This is a genomic window from Aeromonas sp. FDAARGOS 1410, assembly GCF_019048745.1.
Lineage (GTDB): Bacteria > Pseudomonadota > Gammaproteobacteria > Enterobacterales > Aeromonadaceae > Aeromonas > Aeromonas jandaei.
This window is the reverse complement of the sequence record NZ_CP077401.1, coordinates 3313457-3330064: the sequence shown is the minus strand read 5'-3', so window position 1 is coordinate 3330064 and position 16608 is coordinate 3313457. Positions and strand designations below refer to the sequence as shown.

17 protein-coding genes are annotated in these 16608 nt (G+C 59.7%); 7 read left to right on the top strand and 10 right to left on the bottom strand.

Going from position 1 to position 16608, the window contains the following annotated elements; all coding sequences use genetic code 11:
- Positions 1-5 precede the first annotated feature (5 nt).
- The 5 genes from I6L40_RS15470 to I6L40_RS15450 are packed head-to-tail and all read left to right on the top strand — an operon-like array spanning position 6 to position 3533.
- Positions 6-971, top strand: coding sequence for an MBL fold metallo-hydrolase (locus tag I6L40_RS15470; protein WP_071911165.1), 966 nt, complete (start codon positions 6-8; stop codon positions 969-971).
- Positions 964-1296, top strand: a complete 333-nt coding sequence (locus tag I6L40_RS15465) for a hypothetical protein (protein ID WP_071911167.1) — start codon at positions 964-966, stop codon at positions 1294-1296. The genes I6L40_RS15470 and I6L40_RS15465 overlap by 8 nt, the downstream gene beginning before the upstream one ends.
- Positions 1284-2141: a DUF692 domain-containing protein gene (locus I6L40_RS15460; RefSeq protein WP_203117756.1), complete on the top strand. Its 858-nt coding sequence runs from the start codon at positions 1284-1286 to the stop codon at positions 2139-2141. Before I6L40_RS15465 ends, I6L40_RS15460 begins: the two co-directional genes overlap by 13 nt.
- Positions 2134-2928: a putative DNA-binding domain-containing protein gene (locus I6L40_RS15455; protein WP_216994524.1), complete on the top strand. Its 795-nt coding sequence runs from the start codon at positions 2134-2136 to the stop codon at positions 2926-2928. The genes I6L40_RS15460 and I6L40_RS15455 overlap by 8 nt, the downstream gene beginning before the upstream one ends.
- Positions 2925-3533, top strand: coding sequence for a DoxX family protein (locus tag I6L40_RS15450; RefSeq protein WP_064338242.1), 609 nt, complete (start codon positions 2925-2927; stop codon positions 3531-3533). Before I6L40_RS15455 ends, I6L40_RS15450 begins: the two co-directional genes overlap by 4 nt.
- Before the next feature lie 100 nt (positions 3534-3633).
- Here the strand turns inward: I6L40_RS15450 and I6L40_RS15445 are convergent, their stop codons facing one another.
- From I6L40_RS15445 to I6L40_RS15420, 6 genes are all read right to left on the bottom strand, one after another.
- Entirely contained in the window at positions 3634-4305 is a 672-nt protein-coding gene (locus I6L40_RS15445) for an NAD(P)H-dependent oxidoreductase (RefSeq protein ID WP_071911173.1), read from the bottom strand.
- Between the two features lie 143 nt (positions 4306-4448).
- On the bottom strand, positions 4449-5627 hold the full coding sequence (locus I6L40_RS15440; RefSeq protein WP_216994523.1) for an MFS transporter: 1179 nt from the start codon (positions 5625-5627) through the stop codon (positions 4449-4451).
- Between the two features lie 505 nt (positions 5628-6132).
- Positions 6133-6936: a 2,5-didehydrogluconate reductase DkgB gene (gene dkgB / locus I6L40_RS15435; RefSeq protein ID WP_071911177.1), complete on the bottom strand. Its 804-nt coding sequence runs from the start codon at positions 6934-6936 to the stop codon at positions 6133-6135.
- Between the two features lie 46 nt (positions 6937-6982).
- Entirely contained in the window at positions 6983-7279 is a 297-nt protein-coding gene (locus tag I6L40_RS15430; protein ID WP_071911181.1) for a putative quinol monooxygenase, read from the bottom strand.
- Positions 7280-7415: 136 nt separating this feature from the next.
- Positions 7416-7778, bottom strand: a complete 363-nt coding sequence (locus I6L40_RS15425; RefSeq protein ID WP_071911184.1) for a VOC family protein — start codon at positions 7776-7778, stop codon at positions 7416-7418.
- Between the two features lie 365 nt (positions 7779-8143).
- Positions 8144-8536, bottom strand: coding sequence for a DUF6404 family protein (locus tag I6L40_RS15420; RefSeq protein WP_071911186.1), 393 nt, complete (start codon positions 8534-8536; stop codon positions 8144-8146).
- A 193-nt stretch (positions 8537-8729) separates the two neighbouring features.
- Between I6L40_RS15420 and I6L40_RS15415 the strand changes: the two genes are divergently transcribed.
- Positions 8730-9632, top strand: coding sequence for a LysR substrate-binding domain-containing protein (locus I6L40_RS15415; protein ID WP_041208521.1), 903 nt, complete (start codon positions 8730-8732; stop codon positions 9630-9632).
- 80 nt (positions 9633-9712) lie between these two features.
- Here the strand turns inward: I6L40_RS15415 and I6L40_RS15410 are convergent, their stop codons facing one another.
- From I6L40_RS15410 to I6L40_RS15395, 4 genes are all read right to left on the bottom strand, one after another.
- On the bottom strand, positions 9713-9931 hold the full coding sequence (locus tag I6L40_RS15410; RefSeq protein ID WP_043849457.1) for a hypothetical protein: 219 nt from the start codon (positions 9929-9931) through the stop codon (positions 9713-9715).
- 184 nt (positions 9932-10115) lie between these two features.
- Positions 10116-12092 carry a methyl-accepting chemotaxis protein gene (locus I6L40_RS15405; RefSeq protein WP_071911188.1) on the bottom strand — a complete coding sequence of 659 codons (1977 nt, stop codon included), beginning with the start codon at positions 12090-12092 and terminating at the stop codon, positions 10116-10118.
- Positions 12093-12289: 197 nt separating this feature from the next.
- Positions 12290-13792 carry a glycerol kinase GlpK gene (gene glpK, locus I6L40_RS15400; protein ID WP_033112913.1) on the bottom strand — a complete coding sequence of 501 codons (1503 nt, stop codon included), beginning with the start codon at positions 13790-13792 and terminating at the stop codon, positions 12290-12292.
- A gap of 54 nt (positions 13793-13846) precedes the next feature.
- Complete coding sequence (locus I6L40_RS15395) at positions 13847-14695, bottom strand: MIP/aquaporin family protein (RefSeq protein ID WP_033112912.1); 849 nt, start codon at positions 14693-14695, stop codon at positions 13847-13849.
- A 491-nt stretch (positions 14696-15186) separates the two neighbouring features.
- Between I6L40_RS15395 and glpT the strand changes: the two genes are divergently transcribed.
- The gene (gene glpT / locus I6L40_RS15390) at positions 15187-16542 is read left to right on the top strand and encodes a glycerol-3-phosphate transporter (RefSeq protein ID WP_071911189.1); all 1356 of its coding nucleotides are present in this window, start codon (positions 15187-15189) and stop codon (positions 16540-16542) included.
- The last annotated feature ends 66 nt before the right edge of the window (positions 16543-16608 follow it).

Here is a 16608-nt window from a genome sequence, read left to right as displayed (position 1 = left end):
TCAATATGAAACAGACATTGAAAGCGGTGGCGCTGGCCATCGGCTGCGCCCTTGCCGCCGCGCCGGCGGGTGCCGCCAGCCAGGGCGTACAACTGACGCCACTGGACAAGAACTTCACCCTGCAGGTGCTCGGTAGCGGCGGCCCCATCTCCGACGATCAGCGCGCCTCCTCCAGCGAGGTGATCTGGTGGAAGGGGAAATCCCGCATCCTGATCGATGCCGGTGGCGGCGTCTACCTGCGCTTCGGTCAGGCGGGGGCCAAGCTCGAAGAGGTCGATTTTATCGGCATCACCCACTTTCACACCGACCATGTGACCGACCTGCCCGCCCTGCTCAAGGGGGCCTACTTCTTCGAGCGCAGTGACCCGCTGGATCTGGCGGGGCCCGAGGCGGGTTCGGCCTTCCCCAGCATGAGCGGCTACTTTGACGCCCTCTTCAACAAGGAGAAGGGGGCCTATGCCTACCTGAGCGGCTTCAAGGATGGCACCGATGGTCTCTTTCCCATCACCCTGATTGATGTCCCCTATCGGGGGCCAAAACCCCACACCGTCTATCAGCAGGATGGGCTGACCATCACTGCGCTCGGCATCCCCCACGGGGACGTGCCCTGTCTGGCCTACCGGATCCAGAGCGCCGAAGGGAGCATCGTCATCTCGGCGGATCAGAACGGTTCCAACCCCGCTTTCCTCGATTTTGCCCGGGGCGCCGACATTCTGGTGATGCCGCTCGCCATCCACGAAGGGGCCGATCCGGTCTCCGCCTCGCTTCATGCCAAGCCATCTGTGGTGGCAAAAATTGCCGCCGAGGTGAACCCCAAGTTGCTGGTGCTCAACCACTGGATGGGGTTGGGGCTGAGCCGCAAGAGCGAGGCGCTCGACATCGTCAAGTCGCAGTTCCGCGGTCAGGTGATTGCCGCCCGCGATCTCTCCAGCTACCCCGTTTCATCCGTCAAGGAGTTCACTCATGAGTAACCCAAGCAGCAACAAGACCAACAAACTGACCCTCTCCATCGCCATGACCAGCCTGATTGCCCTGACCCCGGGGCTGGCGCTGGCGGCCACCCCGAGCGATGCGCCGGTGAAAGCCGCCCCCAGCGAACAGCACGGCGGCAAGTGTGCGGCGGGCAAGTGCGGCACCGAGAAGCGCTTTGAAAAGCAAGCCCTCGACAGCGATCCGCAAGGCCGACTGGTACGCGCCCGCGATGGCAAGTGCGGCGTGGCGGGCGAGGGGATTGATGACGACAGATCCGGTTCCAACAACGGCAGCAAGATGACGGAGGGGGTATGCGGCCAATAAGCTCCCGCAGTCGGGGGATCGGGCTGCGGCAGGAGCATCTGGATGCGCTCTGCTCCGGCCCTATCCGCCCCGGCATCGATTTTCTCGAGCTGGCGCCGGAGAACTGGATGGCCATCGGCGGCGCCAGGCGGGCGCAGTTGCATCAGCTGGCCGAGCGGTACCCGCTGGTGGCACACGGCCTCAGCCTCTCCCTCGGCGATTGTCAGCCCCTCAACCGAACCCTGCTCAGCCAGATCCGCACCTTTCTGGATGAGTTCGGCATCGATATCTACAGCGAGCATTTGAGCTTTTCCCGCGACCAGCAGGGTTATCTCTACGAACTGCTGCCGGTGCCGCGCCAGTGGGAGAACATCCCCTATCTGGCCGAGCGGATCGAGCAGGTGCAGGAGGCGCTGGCCCGCCCGCTGGTGCTGGAAAATATCTCCTACTACCACGGCTATGACCACGAGATGCCGGAGGAGGATTTTCTCGCCGAGCTGGTGGCGCGCAGCGGCTGCGAGCTGCTGCTCGATATCAACAACGTCTTTGTGAACAGCCGCAACCACGGTTACTGCCCCAAGCGGATGATCGCCGGGCTGCCGGGCAGTGCGATCCGCTATTTCCATATCGCCGGTCATCTGGAAGAGGCGGACGGCACCTTGCTGGATACCCATGGTCGTCCGGTCTGTGAGGAGGTGGTGGCGCTGGCCCGTTATACGGTGCAGACCCACGGCCTGCGCCCCCTGCTGCTGGAGCGGGATCACCATCTGCCACCGCTGGCAGAGCTGGAGGCCGAGCTGGCGCGGGTGCATGGCGCCTGTTGCGAGGCGATCGACCATCAGGTGCGGGAGGTGCGCTATGGATAGACGGTTATCTCTTATTACATCGCCCAAAACGGCCCCGCAGCGGATGCAGCAGCAGACCGCCTGGCTGGCGAGCCGGGTGCGGCTGCCGCAGGATGGCATCGCCAGCCACTATGCCCGCAGCGTGCGCGCCAACGTGGAGTCGGTGCTGGAGAGCGCTTTTCCGCTCACCCACGCTCACTGGGCGCCGGTGGACAGAGGGCAGCTGGTGGAGGGGTTTGTCATCGCGCACGGCGCCGTGGCCCCCGAGTTTCACCATATCGCCACCGAGTTTGTCCGCTATGTGCAGCATCGCCACGGCGAGGGCTCTCTCAACTGGCCCAGGCAGCGGCTGGCGCTGCTGGAGTATGAGTGGGCCTGCCTCTGTGTCGAGATTGATGAAGGGGTAGTGCCGCAAGTGTTGCCGGGGGAGGAGGTAACGGCGGAGAGTTCGTTTGTGCTCAATCCCACCCTGCAACTGCTTGAGATCCCCTTTGCCATCCGTCGCAGCGGCGTAGTGCCGACCCGGCAGGGCAACCACTTCTATGGCCTGTTTCGCAGCCCGGAGCATCAGGTGGTGACCCAACGGTTGCGCGAATGGGATGTGGCGTTGATCCAGCTGCTGCAACAGCAGCCGGGGATCACCCAAGCCGCGTTCCAGCAACAGGTGCAACAGGTTCGCAGCGACTTTGATCTGATCAAGTGGGCACGCCATTTTTACCGGCTGGGTCTGCTGACCTTGTCCGTTGGCGAGCGCCAGACCGGCGCGCCCTTGCCCCCATTTAACAAACACCAAGGAGAATTTCCATGAACAACACCCTGATCCAGTGGTACGAGCGGGCGGTGGCCCAGTGCAAGCGGCTCGATTTTCTGGCCCTGCTGGCTATTCGCCTCTATCTCATTCCGGTCATCTATGTGGGGGCCCACTCCAAGGTGATGGGCTTTGCCGGCACCGTCGCCTGGTTTGGCGCACCGGTCTCGGAAGGGGGGCTCAACTTGCCGTTCCCGACCCTGCTCGCCTTTCTGGCGGCGGGCACCGAGGTGCTGGGCTGCATCTGCATCGCCCTTGGCCTCTTTACCCGCATCATGGCCATTCCCACCATCTTCCTGATGAGCGTGGCGAGCGCTATGGTGCACTGGAAGCACGGCTGGGACGCCATCGCCACCGGCAGCATGGAGGCCACCTTGCGCCTCAACGGCTTTATCGAGTGGCTGGCCGCCAATTTCCCCGGTCGCTACAACTACATCACCGAGCTCGGGGATCCTGTGATGCTCAACAACGGGATGGAGTTTGCCGCTACCTACTTCGTGATGCTGCTGGTGCTGCTGGTTTACGGCGGGGGCCGCTACGTCAGCCTCGACTACTGGCTCAAGCGGGCGGTGACCGGCAAAGCAGGCGTGCAACAGGCGGCATAAGGCTTGCCCACGGATAACAAAAACCATAACGACAGAGCGTGAAAAACAGCGAGCGGCCGGGGGCCGCTCGCTGTTTTTGTGCTTTGGGGGGCGTCAGCTACTACTGGTAGCGGCCGACCGCGATGGGGGACTCCAGCTCAATCTGGCCAAGGCGCTCGGCCCACTGGGCGAGCCAGGCTTCCCGCTCTTCTTGCGAGACCCGCACCGGGGCATAGCAGATATGGGGGCGCAGCACGTCAAAGCCGACAAATTGCAGGATCCCGCGCTGGATGGGGCGCAGCACCCCGTCGATATCGCCGTTGAAGCCATCGGGCAGATAGGTCTCGGCAGGGCCGCCGGTGGTCAGGCTCAGCAGTGCCCGCTTGCCGCGAAACTTGCCGCTCTCGTAGATATGGCCCTGACCGTAGACCCGTCCCATGGCAAAGACTCTATCCACCCACCCCTTGAGGATGGCGGGCAGGCCAAACCACCAGAGCGGAAACTGGAAGATCAGCAGATCGGCCGCCTCCAGCTTTTGCATCTCCTGCTCTAGCTGCGGGGCAAAGCTGCCCTGCGCGGTGGCAGCCAGCTCTTCAAGCTGCAGCTTGAGAAAGTCGGGATCGTTGGCGATGGTGAAGTTGCGTCGATCCGAGACGGGCTCAAAGCCTATAGCATAGAGATCGCTGGTCATCACGGTGTGGCCCGCCTGCTCCAGCGCCCTGATGGCGTGGCAGAAGAGGGCTCCGCTGAAACTTTTGGGTTCGGGATGGGCATAGACAATAAGCACCTTCATAACAGACTCCGTGGCAAATGATGCGAGGGTGACAGGCTTGGTTGCTGAAACAGTTGCCGGGTTGACGCTGTGTCACAGCATAGAAGCCTGCCGCACCGATTGCAGCAGGCGCCACGCCCTTGCGTGACGCCTGCTGGCGCAGCTTATGCCTGACAGGCGGCGAGCCGGAGGGTTTCGCGGCGCTCGCTGACATGGGTTAGCCCGTAGGCCAGCAGCACGATAAGGGCGCCGATCCAGGGGGTGTGCATCAGGCCGAGGTGCTCTACCACCAAGCCACCGACTACGGAGCCGAGCGCAATGCCGACGTTGAAGGCGGCGATATTGAGGCCCGATGCCACATCCACCGCCTTGGGGGTGTGCAGTTCGGCCTGCTTCACCACCAGTACTTGCAGACCCGGCACGTTGCCGAAGGCAAAGGCGCCCCACACCAGCACGGTGAGCACCGCCAGCACCGGGTGCGGCGCGGTGAAGGTCAGGGCCAGCAGCACCAGCGCCAGACCGGCAAACAGCAGCTTGAGGGCGGGCAGGGGGCCCATCTTGTCGGCCAGCTTGCCGCCCCAGATATTGCCGACGGCGACCGATACCCCGTACACCAGCAGGATCAGGCTCACCGAACCGGCGCTAAAGCCGCTCACCTGCTGCAGGATCGGGGCGAGGAAAGTAAAGGCCGTGAAGGCGCCGCCATAACCGAGGGCGGTTTTGGCGTAGACCAGCAGCAGCGGCTTGTTGGTCAGTACCGAGAGTTGCTCGCGGATGGTCGAGGCTGCCCCCTTGGGCAGGTTGTTCGGGATCAGCAGCAGGCTGCCCACCATGGCGACGAGGCCGAGCAGGCTTACCGCCAGAAAAGTTTCACGCCAGCCAAAGACCTGACCAATCCAGGTGCCGAGCGGTACGCCGGTCACCAGCGCCACAGTCAGGCCGCTGAACATGATGGCGATGGCGCTCGCAGCCTTCTCTTTGGCTACAAGACCTGTGGCGATGGTGCTGCCCACCGAGAAGAAGACCCCGTGGGCCAATCCGGTGAGGATGCGGGCCACGATCAGGCTCTCGTAACCCGGGGCCTGCCAGGCGAGCAGGTTGCCGGCGGTAAAGAGTGCCATCAGCCCTACCAGCAACCACTTGCGCTGCACCTTGCCGGTGAGCGCCGTGAGCACGGGGGCGCCGATGGCTACGCCAAGGGCATAGAGGCTGACCAACAGGCCCGCCGAGGGGAGCGAGACATTGAGCTGCTCGGCTATGGTGGGGATAAGCCCCACAATCACAAATTCGGTGGTGCCGATCGCAAAGGCACTTAAGGTAAGGGCAAATAACGCCAGTGGCATAACAACTCCTTGGTTAGGGACTCCCGACGGGAGAATGGCGCCAGTATGCCTAGGCGGTTTGTTGGCAAAAATGATAGTGACAGCAAATTACTTTTGCCAAATCAGCAGCAATGGCGATGAGTCGGAGGGGAATGGGAGAGACAAACGTTGCCGCAAAGAGGGGGAAGAGATATGAGAGCGAAATGACTGGAGAGCAGAGACAAAGCGTGCTGAGCGAGTAGGGTACAAAGAGGAAACGAGGACGGGGGAAATGGAAGGCGACAGGGTTGGCTGAACCTGCTGTGCGTGCGGGAGTGAGTAGAGTGAGATTAAAGGGCAGAAAAGCGGGAGGCATGATACCTCCCGATTTTGCTGAACAATGTCGCTGAGCGTTATTGGCTCCCTTCTCCCCTTGCGGGAGAAGGGTTGGGGATGAGGGTGAGGGGATAGCTCGTGGTTGCAATAGGCTCGTGAGGGTTGCCGGTACTCGCCGTCGAAGCGAGAGAGCCTATGTATCTTTTTCTGTTTAATCCCAATCCGGCGCAAAGTCCGGGTTGGCGCAGCGTTCGCCCCGCTCCAGGGTAGCGATGGCGGCCATCTCCTCGGCGGTGAGCTTAACCTTGAGGGCTGCAAGGTTAGCGGCGAGATTCTCCCGCTTGGTGGAGCTCGGGATCACAGTCATCTCCTGCGCCAGCAGCCAGGCCAGCGACACTTGGGCCGCCGAGACGCCGTGGCGCTGGCCGATCTCCATCAGCAGCGGCTCGGTGAGCACCTTGCCATAGGCGAGCGGCATATAGGCGGTGATGGCGATACCGTGGGCTTTGCAGAACTCCACCACCTTGCGGTTTTGCAGCAGGGGGTGGATCTCCACCTGCTGGTGAGCGATGGCGCCCGGCCCCAAAATCTCGATGGCCTGTTTGAGTTGGGCCACCGTGAAGTTGGAGACCCCGATCTCGCGGGTCAGGCCCCAGGCTTTAGCCTCGGCCAGCTGCTCCAGATAGACAGCCATCGGCACTTCATCCTTGGGGGAGGGCCAGTGGATCAGCGCCAGATCCAGATAGTCGGTGCCCAGTTTTTCAAGGCTCACCTCAAGGCTCGGGATCACCTTGCCCGGGCCAAATTCGCTGGTCCACACCTTGGTGGTCAGATAGATATCCTGGCGGGGCACGCCGCTCTCGCTCATCAGCTGGCCCACTTCGGCTTCGTTGGCGTAGATCTGGGCGGTGTCGATATGGCGGTAGCCAAGTTCCAGCCCCAGCAACAGAGAGTCGCGCAGGGGTTGGCCGGTCAGGCGAAAGGTTCCAAGACCCAGGTTGGGCATCTTCATCATGCTACTCCTCAAACGGGTTGCAAAGGGCGCTCAGTGGCGCGGCGGATCAGGCGTCCAGCGGCTGATAGCGGCGAATAGTGCTGCTGGCAAACCAGGGCTCGGCCTTGGCGACAAACTCGGTAAAGTGGGGCTGGCCCTGATGGGTGGTAAGGGCCGCTTCGCTCTCCCACACCTCGTAGAGCATCCAGCTGTGGGGATTGTCCAAGTCCTGATGCAGCTGGTAGCGCTGGCAGCCAGCCTCCTGCAAGGTGGCCGCAATCAGCGGCTCAAGGGCGGCACGAAACTGGGCGGCATATTCGGGTCTGGCTTCAAGCTGGGCAATCACAATCACGGGTGATGACATCTGAACCTCCTTGGCAAAAACGAAGGGTCAGTATGCCTGCCGTGACTTGCCGGAAACAGGGTTAATGGCGCAGCAGTGAATTGAGAGAGGCACAGCAATCGGGGGCCGTGGCCCCCTATTATCAGGTGCTGGCTTATCAGGCGCCGGCGGGTTCCGACCAGACGGCAAACTCATTGCCGCTGGGCTCAACGAAGTGGAAACGACGGCCACCGGGAAAATCGAAAAGAGGGCGGTTGATGGTGCCTCCGTGTTGGCTCACCTTGGCTTGGGTCGCTTCAATATCTGCGCTGTAGAAGACCAGCAGGGCGCCGCCCTGAGCTGTCAGGTTACACTGATCCGCCCGATAGAAGCCGCCATCCAGCCCCTCATCGGCAAAGGCGCAGTAGTCGGGGCCGTAATCGACAAACTTCCAGCTAAATACGGCCTGAAAGAATGCCTTGGTCGCGGCGAGATCTCGCGCAGCAAACTCCACATAGTTCAGTTTTTCATGAGCTTTCATAAAGTTATGCTCCCTGCTGATGTATTGGGCATGATGGCAGAGATAGCTGCACCAGCCTACTGACACCTCTTGCGTTTTTTCTGGTCTGCTTCTCAAGAGAGCGCAGCCACGATATGTGGCTTGAGCAACAAGGCTGCGGATGTGCTGAAGGGAATAAAAAAAATCAGTGGGACCGGATCCTTGCTGCGTTGGAAGGTTCGCCAACTGCAGTTGTGGTGGCGAATTATACGGTAGCCGAGCAGTAGACTATGGATGAAAACAGTCAGAGTAAAAATGACGATAGATTCCAGCAATTGAAGACTCCATTCATGTAAAAGGTGGGTTGTACAGGTATGGATTCGTCATGTCTAGACCCGTATGGGGATTCATTTTCGCTCAGCTTGTTCTTGTAACCGTTGGTGTGGTTTTTGTTCCAGTTGCTCCCACGGGGTCAGTTTAAGCTGCTTGCGCCGTAGCCAGAGCCAAGATGCCATGGTAAAGCCGAAGAATCCCGCAAACAGGGTTGTGTGGCGCAGGGCAAATAGCAGATCCATCGCCATGGGTTGCCAGCTGAAAAACCACATCGCCATGCCCCAGGCAAGACCAATGCCGACCCCGAATACCAGAACGTTGGTCAGCCAGCCCTCATAGTGAGGTGGTTTGACGGGATAACCAAATCTGCGCAGCAGCCTGCACAAAGGGGGATTGTAGTTGGCATGCCATACTCCTTTGTTTGCCAGCTCCTGATGGGCTGCTGCCAGCCGCTCTTCAAATGTCATCGTGTTCGTCCTTGTTTTCATTAGGGTTCATACGAATCAATACGGTCCCATTCTACCGGCAAACACCGAGCAGAGTTTGAGCTGGCCATCACGTTATCTCTCGGTTGTGGCAGCCCGAATACATCAGGCAACGCTTGCCAATACAGAGCGGCTACGCCTATAAAGGCCCATTACTCTTGTCCGGATAACAGCAATGAAGACCCATTCTGATGAACTGACCCTGTTTGTGGCGGTGGTGGAGGCGGGCAGTTTTCGCCAGGCGGCTGAGAACCTCGGTATGGACAACTCGGTGGTGAGCCGCGGCATCAAACGGTTGGAGGAGAAGCTTGCCACCGTTTTGCTCAATCGCACCACGAGGCGGGTCAGTCTGACCGAGGAGGGGAGCTGGTTCTATCAGCGGGCAGTGAAGATCCTGACCGAGATGAGCGAGGCGGAGGGGCTGCTGCTGATGCGCCGCGAACAGCCGGAGGGGATATTGCGGGTCGATGCGGCCACGCCTTTTATTCTGCATCGGCTGGTGCCCATTATCGGCGAGTTTCGTCGTCGTTATCCGGCCATCGAGCTGCAACTGCACAGCTCGGAGGGCTTTATCAATTTGATGGAGCGGCGGGTAGACATGGCCATCCGTATCGGCGAGCTGAGCGACTCCTCTTTGCGCGCGCTGCCCCTGGGCCGCTCTCGGCTGCGGCTGCTGGCCTCTCCCGGCTATTTGAGCGAGCGTGGCACCCCGCGCCAGCCGGCAGATCTGCTGAACGGCCACGAGCTGCTCGGCTTTTTGCATCCCGATCACCTCAACCACTGGCCGCTATTGAGTGCCGAGCAGGGGGATCGCTTCCCCATCACTCCCAGCCTGCGTGCAAGCAGTGGGGAAACCTTGCGTCAGCTGGCGCTGGCGGGGCAAGGGATCGTCTGTCTGTCGGACTTTATGACCGGGCCAGATCGGGCGAGCGGGGCGCTGGTGGAGGTGCTGGCACGCAGCAACAGCGGCGCCTCGCGTCCCATCAATGCGGTATTTTACTCCGATGCCCAGCGCGATATCCGGCTGCGGGTCTGGCTCGATTTTCTGAAAGAGCAGCTTGGCAGCCATACCCTCTAGCCGATGAATGGCATTTATGGCCGGATAGACAAACGGCCGACATAGGGTCGGCCGTTTTGCGGGAAGGTGGGGGGAGCGGTTTAGCGCGGCAGCTTGCCAAAGACCCGGCTAAGCAGGGCGCCGCCGATGACGGGGGGAACGGCCAGCAGCAGGGTCCACTGCCATGAGAGCCCGCCCAGGGTAGCGGCCAGAACGATGGTGGTCAGGACCACCAGTTGGGCGACCATCATCAGAAAGGTGCCTTCGCGGGGGGTCAGTGCATTCTCTTCTTGGGCGGTGCGGGTGCTGGTCGGTTTCATGATCTCATTCCTCTTATTGAGCCTGATATCACTAAGCAACCGCCGTTCCATCTTTTTTAATGTTAATAATCAATAGGTTGTGTTTTTTATCGTTATTCCTGTTATGAGAGCGCTAGCAAAATGATTCGCAAAATGAAAACGCCACCTTGCGGTGGCGTTTTCATTTGGATGAGAGGCTGGCAGGTCAACGAATGCGGTATTGACGGATCTGCTCATCAATCGCTTTTGCCAGCTCGAACAGCTCGCGACTGGCGGCATTGCTCTCCTCTGCATGCTCGCGCTGATGCTCAGCCACCATGGCCAGTTCGTCGAGGGCGGCCTTGGCCTGCCCCATCTGCTGATGCTGGGATTGGGCCAATGCACTTATCTCGTTGATCTCGAGTGCCGCCTGATTGATCTGGCTGGTGGCATCGATCAGTACCTCCTTGGCCTGACTCATCCGGTTGTATCCCTCTTCGCTCAAGGTGCGCGAGTCGGTCATCGAGTTGCTGGCCTGGCGGGTACCCTCCTGCAGGCGCAGGATCAGATCCTGTACATCCTTGGTCGCTGTCTGTGTTCGCACTGCCAGCTGGCGCACCTCGTCGGCCACCACGGCAAAACCACGCCCCATGTCGCCTGCCCGGGCCGCTTCGATGGCGGCGTTAAGAGCCAGCAGGTTGGTCTGGTTCGAGACGTCGCGAATGAGGTTCATGATCTGGGTAATGTCGTTGCTGTCCTTGACCACTTCGTCGAGCAGGGTAGAGGAGGTGCTGATGCTGCTGCGCAGCGTCTCAAGCCGGTTGGCACTCTGGGTGACATCCTGCTCGATGGTGCGCATATGGCCGGCGATATGGTGGGTCACCTCGTTGACCCCCATGGAGCGGCTGGCTATCTGTTCGGCATTATCCCCGATGAGAGCGACCACGTTGGTCAGCTCCTGAATGCTCTGTGCTTGCTGGCACGCTTCACCCGCCAGCGCTTGCGCTTGATGCAGTGACTGGGAGGATTGGGCCGACAGGGCACTGCCCGATTGCTGGAAGCGGTAGAAGCTCTGGTTCAGGCTCTGGATCAGCCGGTTGAAGCTCTGGGCCATCAACCCGAGCTCCGACTCGTCCGAGAAATCGAGGCGGGTTGCCAGATCCCGGTCAGCAGTGATGTGGTGCATGCCATCGGCGGCTTGGCGAATGGGGCGGCTGATGGAGTGGGCGAGCCAAGCCGACGCCAGCATCGCTAGGGTGCCGATAGCGAGCGAGACCATGATGATGAGCTGGCGGGATTCATGCAGTCCCTCCTCCAGCTCAGCGCCGTTGATCTCGCCGATCAGCACGCGGTTGAGCGCCGGTATGTAACGCACCGCGATAAGGTAGGTTTCACCATTCTGCGAAAGGGATTGGACGGCAACCTGTTCATGGGCGTTGGGAATGAGCTGTTTTACGGTGTCGAGAAACGCAGCCTGATGGTGGGCCGCGCCCTCCTGCTCCTGATCAGGGTGGATTTCGATGGAGCCATTCATGTCGGCCAGATAGACCTGACCGCTCTTGCCGATCCGGTAGCTGCTGATGAGCTTGCGCAGTGAATTCATATTGATGGAAGTGCCCGCCACCGCCAGCGTCTTGCCTTCGGCCGTGACCGCGGTGTTGATATAGAGCGAGGCACGCTTGTCAAAGTCCGAGATATCGAGGTTCAGCTCGTAGGGGTGCTTACGTTTGAGAAAGCCATAGAACCAGTCATCTTTCAGATCTGACTCATGCAGCTGTTTCTGGGCAGTGGGGCCGCCGCTGAAGTTGATCAGGGTATTGGTCTGGAGCGGCGCGATAAAGACATTGCCGCCAATGCGCTGCTGCAGTGCCTGAAAGTAGTGCTCCATCTTGGGCCACTCTGCTGCCGGCATGCCCTGAGCCAGCCAGTCGATGACGAAGCTGTTGCTGGCCAGTGCCTGTGCTTCGGTCAAGTGGTGGGTCAGCTCGGCAGTGAGCTGGTTGGCGATACGATCCACGCTGCTTGGCAGCTCATAGCGCTCGACCCGCTGCTGCGCCTGAGTGTGGGAGATCTGTTCCAGGATCAGGGTGATACAACTGATGGCGATGACCATCAGTATGGCGACACCGGAGAGGATGCGGGTTCTGATCCCGAGTCCTGACCAGAGGAAGTTAAGTGAAAATCGGTTTATCGCTCTGTCCATAATCCCTAGCTCCTGTAAAAAACAGGTCGCAGATGCGACCCAGAAGCAAATTATAGATAAACAACTCAATTAAGTTGTGCCGAGTGCATAAGTGAATATCGACAGGGGATGGAGAGGGGAGATAGAGGTAAAAAGAGAGGCCGACATTGCTGTCGGCCTCTCACGTTTTTCATCTCAAGGCTGTGTCGGTGACCCGATCACTCCTCTTCTGCCCAGCGGCGTGAACGCTCGACCGCTTTCTTCCAACCGCTGTAGCGTTTGGCACGATCGTCGCGGTCCATCTGCGGGATGAACTCGCGGTCCACGCTGAACTTGTCTTCCAGCTCGTCCGAGCTTTTCCAGAAGCCGACGGCCAGACCTGCCAGGAAGGCGGCGCCCATGGCGGTGGTCTCGATACGGGTCGGGCGTACCACCGGGGTGTGCATCATGTCGGACTGGAACTGCATCAGGAAGTCGTTGGCCACAGCGCCGCCGTCTACTTTCAGGGCTGCCAGCTTGATGCCGGAGTCCTGCTGCATCGCATCCAGCACATCGCGGCTCTGATAGGCGATGGATTCCAGCGCGGCACGGATGATGTGGTTGCGGTTGGCGCCGCGGGTCAGACCGACCATGGTGCCGCGTGCATACGGATCCCAGTAGGGCGCGCCCAGACCGACGAAGGCCGGTACCAGATAGACGCCGTTGGTATCGCCAACCTTGGAGGCGAAGTAGTCGGTGTCGCGGGCATCGTGAATGATCTTGAGCTCGTCACGCAGCCACTGGATGGTAGCGCCGCCCATAAACACCGCACCTTCCAGCGCGTAGTTCACTTCCCCTTTCGGGCCGATGGCGACTGTGGTCAGCAGGCCGTTACTGGAGCGAACCGGCTCGGTACCTGTGTTCATCAGCATGAAGCAGCCAGTGCCGTAGGTGTTCTTGGCCATCCCTTTTTCGAAGCAGAGCTGGCCGAACAGGGCAGACTGCTGGTCACCGGCGATACCGGCGATAGGGATGCGGGAGCCGCCGCCACGGGTGGTGTAGCCATACACCTCGGAAGAGGGTTTCACTTCCGGCAGCATGGACATGGGGATGCCCAGCTCGTCCAGCATGCGCTGATCCCACTTCAGGTCGCGGATGTTGTAGAGCATGGTACGGGAGGCGTTGGTCGGGTCGGTGACGTGCACTTCACCGTTGGTCATCTTCCAGACCAGCCAGGTGTCGATGGTGCCGAACAGCAGTTCGCCGTTCATCGCCTTTTCACGGGCACCTTCGACGTTGTCGAGGATCCACTTCACCTTGGTACCGGAGAAGTAGGCGTCCAGCACCAGACCGGTGTTTTCACGCACGTACTCTTCCAGACCGCGCGCTTTCAGCTCTTCACAGATGGCCGCAGTACGGCGGCACTGCCAGACGATGGCGTTGTAGATGGGTTTGCCGGTGGCCTTTTCCCACACGACAGTGGTTTCACGCTGGTTGGTGATACCGATGGCGGCGATCTCTTCGCTGCGAAGGCCAGTCTTGGCCAGCACTTCGGTGAAGACGGAGGATTGGGTTGCCCAGATCTCCATCGGGTCGTGCTCTACCCAGCCCGCTTTCGGGTAGTGTTGGGTGAATTCGCGCTGGGAGGTGCCAACGATATTGGCATCCTGATCAAAGACGATGGCGCGGGAAGAGGTAGTACCCTGGTCCAGAGCGACGACATATTTCTTTTCAGCAGACATGATGTTCTCCACGTTTTTATTTTCCACGTTTTTACACGTTGGGGAGGGGCGCTCTTAGGCGGCGGCCTCTTCTTTGGCGGTTTGGGCAGCTTGCTCGGTGGCGGCAACACGGTTGCCAGGTACACAGGGAGCCAGCACTTTGACATAGAGGGCAGTACCAATCTGGGCACCGACGATGGGGCCAAGGATGGGGACCCAGAAGTAGGGGTTGTCACGGCCACCGGTCATGGCCACATCACCCCAGCCGGCCAGGAAGGCGAACAGTTTGGGGCCAAAATCACGAGCCGGGTTCATGGCAAAACCGGTTAACGGGCCGAGGGAGGCACCGATCACGGCGATCAGGATACCGATCAGCAATGCGGCGGCAAAGCCTTTGGGGGCACCGTTGTTGTTGTCACCCAGCGCCATGATGCCCAGCATCAGGACAGCGGTGATCACCAGCTCGACGGTGAAGGCTTGCAGGTTGGAGATGGCGCCATTGGGATAGGTAGAGAAGATCCCGGCGGTGCCGAGGCTCTCGACGCTGCCGCGCACCACGTTGTGGGTCACTTCCCACTGGGTGAACAGGTTGCTATAGAGGAAGTAGACCAGCGCGGCGAAGCAGAAGGCGCCGGCGATCTGGGCGATGATGTAGGGTACGACTTTGCGCTTGTCAAAACCGGCGAAGGTCATCAACGCCAGGGTAACGGCCGGGTTGAGGTGGGCACCCGAAATACCGCCGGTCACATAGATCGCGATGGCAACGCCCAGACCCCAGGTAATGGAAATTTCCCACTGCCCGAAGTTGGCTCCCGCCAGTACCAGTGCGGCGACACATCCGACGCCGAAGAAGATCAGCAGGCCGGTTCCGATAAACTCGGCGATGCACTCGCCAAGCAGGGTATTGGGTCTTTGTATGCTCATAAGTATTCCTTAGGTATCCACCCGTAGAGGTTTGATGTTCCGTTTTATCTTTATTGTGGCTATCCATTGCGACCGAAAACGTTTCCTTGTTCTTTATTCTTCTTGCGCAAACGTTATGTTCGTTTTCGCTCGTTCTCGGACGTGAGAGAAAATAAACCTTCCCATAAATTTCACCATCCCCCCGCCATGGGAAATGTGGACAAGATCCCACTCATTGCTAAGAAAATGTGACGTAAAGCAATATGTAATCTCCATAATACCCCCTATGGGGTAGTCGCTAACCCTTGCTGTACAAGGGATGACGCTTGATGAGTGTTTTCTCATTTGGAGCTTTTTTTTGTAATAAAACTGCAATATTTGAGCATGCATCACAGAACTTATGAGCGCATATGAGCACAATTGGCTCGCTTACGAATCAATGGACTCACCTGATTCGTCTGACTGTTCAAGGGCACCCTCAACAGCCCATAACAACAATAAGGAAGCAGAACATGCTTAGTCTCTTCAGGCCTGCGGCGCACATCGACAGGCTCCCGGCCGACAAGGTCGACCCCTTCTACAAACGCATGCGTTGGCAAGTGTTCTTCGGGATCTTCTTCGGTTACGCCGGCTACTATCTGGTGCGGAAAAACTTCAGTCTGGCCATGCCCTACCTGGTCGAGCAGGGTTTTTCCCGCGGAGATCTCGGCTTTGCCCTCTCCGGGGTGTCCATCGCCTATGGTCTCTCCAAGTTCCTGATGGGGAACGTCTCTGACCGCTCCAACGCCCGTTACTTCCTCTCTGCCGGCCTGCTGCTGTCAGCTGCGCTGATGTTCATGATGGGTACCATGCACTGGGCCACCTCCAGCATCGGCATCATGTTCGTGCTCTTGTTCCTGAACGGCTGGGCACAAGGCATGGGCTGGCCGCCCTGCGGTCGCACCATGGTGCACTGGTGGTCACAGAAAGAGCGGGGCGAAGTGGTCTCGGTCTGGAACGTGGCCCACAACGTGGGTGGCGGCATGATTGGTCCGCTGTTCATTCTCGGGATGGGCTGGTTCAACGACTGGCGCAGTGCCTTCTATGTCCCGGCAGCCGCTGCGGCGGCCATCGCGGTGATCGCCTTCTTCGTAATGCGCGATACCCCGCAATCGGTCGGCCTGCCTCCTATCGAAGAGTACAAGAACGATTTTCCCAAGGATTACAACGAGAGCCACGAGCAGGAGTTTTCCGCCAAGGAGATCTTCGTCAAGTACGTGCTGCACAATAAACTGCTGTGGTACATCGCCATTGCCAACGCCTTCGTTTACCTCATTCGTTACGGTGTGCTGGACTGGGCGCCGACCTACCTGAAAGAGGCCAAGGATTTTAGCGTCGACAAATCCTCCTGGGCTTACTTCCTCTATGAGTGGGCTGGTATTCCGGGCACCCTGCTGTGCGGCTGGATCTCTGACAAGATGTTCCAGGGCCGCCGTGCGCCGGCCGGTATCCTGTTCATGGTGCTGGTAACCCTGTTCGTGCTGGTCTACTGGCTCAACCCGGCTGGCAACCCGACCGTCGACATGCTGGCACTGGTGGCCATCGGCTTCCTCATCTATGGCCCTGTCATGCTGATTGGCCTCTATGCCCTTGAGCTGGCACCGAAGAAGGCGGCCGGTACTGCGGCTGGTTTCACCGGTCTGTTTGGTTATCTGGGTGGCGCCGTGGCGGCCAACGCCATGCTGGGCTACACCGTTGACCACTTCGGTTGGGACGGCGGCTTTATGGTGCTGACCGTATCCTGCGTGCTCTCCATTATCCTGCTGGCGATGACCCTCAAGCACGAGAACCTCGCCGTGGCAGCCAGAGCCGAGGTTCATAAGGCATAAAACGTGATCCTCAGCTTATTGATCCCCAAGGGGATCGGGTAAACTGCCAAAAGGCCCCGCACCTGC

Coding starts and splice junctions, on each gene's coding strand:
- I6L40_RS15470 (WP_071911165.1), top strand. CDS start 6: ATGAAACAGACATTGAAAGCGGTGGCGCTGGCCATCGGCTGCGCCCTT.
- I6L40_RS15465 (WP_071911167.1), top strand. CDS start 964: ATGAGTAACCCAAGCAGCAACAAGACCAACAAACTGACCCTCTCCATC.
- I6L40_RS15460 (WP_203117756.1), top strand. CDS start 1,284: ATGCGGCCAATAAGCTCCCGCAGTCGGGGGATCGGGCTGCGGCAGGAG.
- I6L40_RS15455 (WP_216994524.1), top strand. CDS start 2,134: ATGGATAGACGGTTATCTCTTATTACATCGCCCAAAACGGCCCCGCAG.
- I6L40_RS15450 (WP_064338242.1), top strand. CDS start 2,925: ATGAACAACACCCTGATCCAGTGGTACGAGCGGGCGGTGGCCCAGTGC.
- I6L40_RS15445 (WP_071911173.1), bottom strand. CDS start 4,305: ATGAAGGTGCTTATTGTCTATGCCCATCCCGAACCCAAAAGTTTCAGC.
- I6L40_RS15440 (WP_216994523.1), bottom strand. CDS start 5,627: ATGCCACTGGCGTTATTTGCCCTTACCTTAAGTGCCTTTGCGATCGGC.
- dkgB (WP_071911177.1), bottom strand. CDS start 6,936: ATGATGAAGATGCCCAACCTGGGTCTTGGAACCTTTCGCCTGACCGGC.
- I6L40_RS15430 (WP_071911181.1), bottom strand. CDS start 7,279: ATGTCATCACCCGTGATTGTGATTGCCCAGCTTGAAGCCAGACCCGAA.
- I6L40_RS15425 (WP_071911184.1), bottom strand. CDS start 7,778: ATGAAAGCTCATGAAAAACTGAACTATGTGGAGTTTGCTGCGCGAGAT.
- I6L40_RS15420 (WP_071911186.1), bottom strand. CDS start 8,536: ATGACATTTGAAGAGCGGCTGGCAGCAGCCCATCAGGAGCTGGCAAAC.
- I6L40_RS15415 (WP_041208521.1), top strand. CDS start 8,730: ATGAAGACCCATTCTGATGAACTGACCCTGTTTGTGGCGGTGGTGGAG.
- I6L40_RS15410 (WP_043849457.1), bottom strand. CDS start 9,931: ATGAAACCGACCAGCACCCGCACCGCCCAAGAAGAGAATGCACTGACC.
- I6L40_RS15405 (WP_071911188.1), bottom strand. CDS start 12,092: ATGGACAGAGCGATAAACCGATTTTCACTTAACTTCCTCTGGTCAGGA.
- glpK (WP_033112913.1), bottom strand. CDS start 13,792: ATGTCTGCTGAAAAGAAATATGTCGTCGCTCTGGACCAGGGTACTACC.
- I6L40_RS15395 (WP_033112912.1), bottom strand. CDS start 14,695: ATGAGCATACAAAGACCCAATACCCTGCTTGGCGAGTGCATCGCCGAG.
- glpT (WP_071911189.1), top strand. CDS start 15,187: ATGCTTAGTCTCTTCAGGCCTGCGGCGCACATCGACAGGCTCCCGGCC.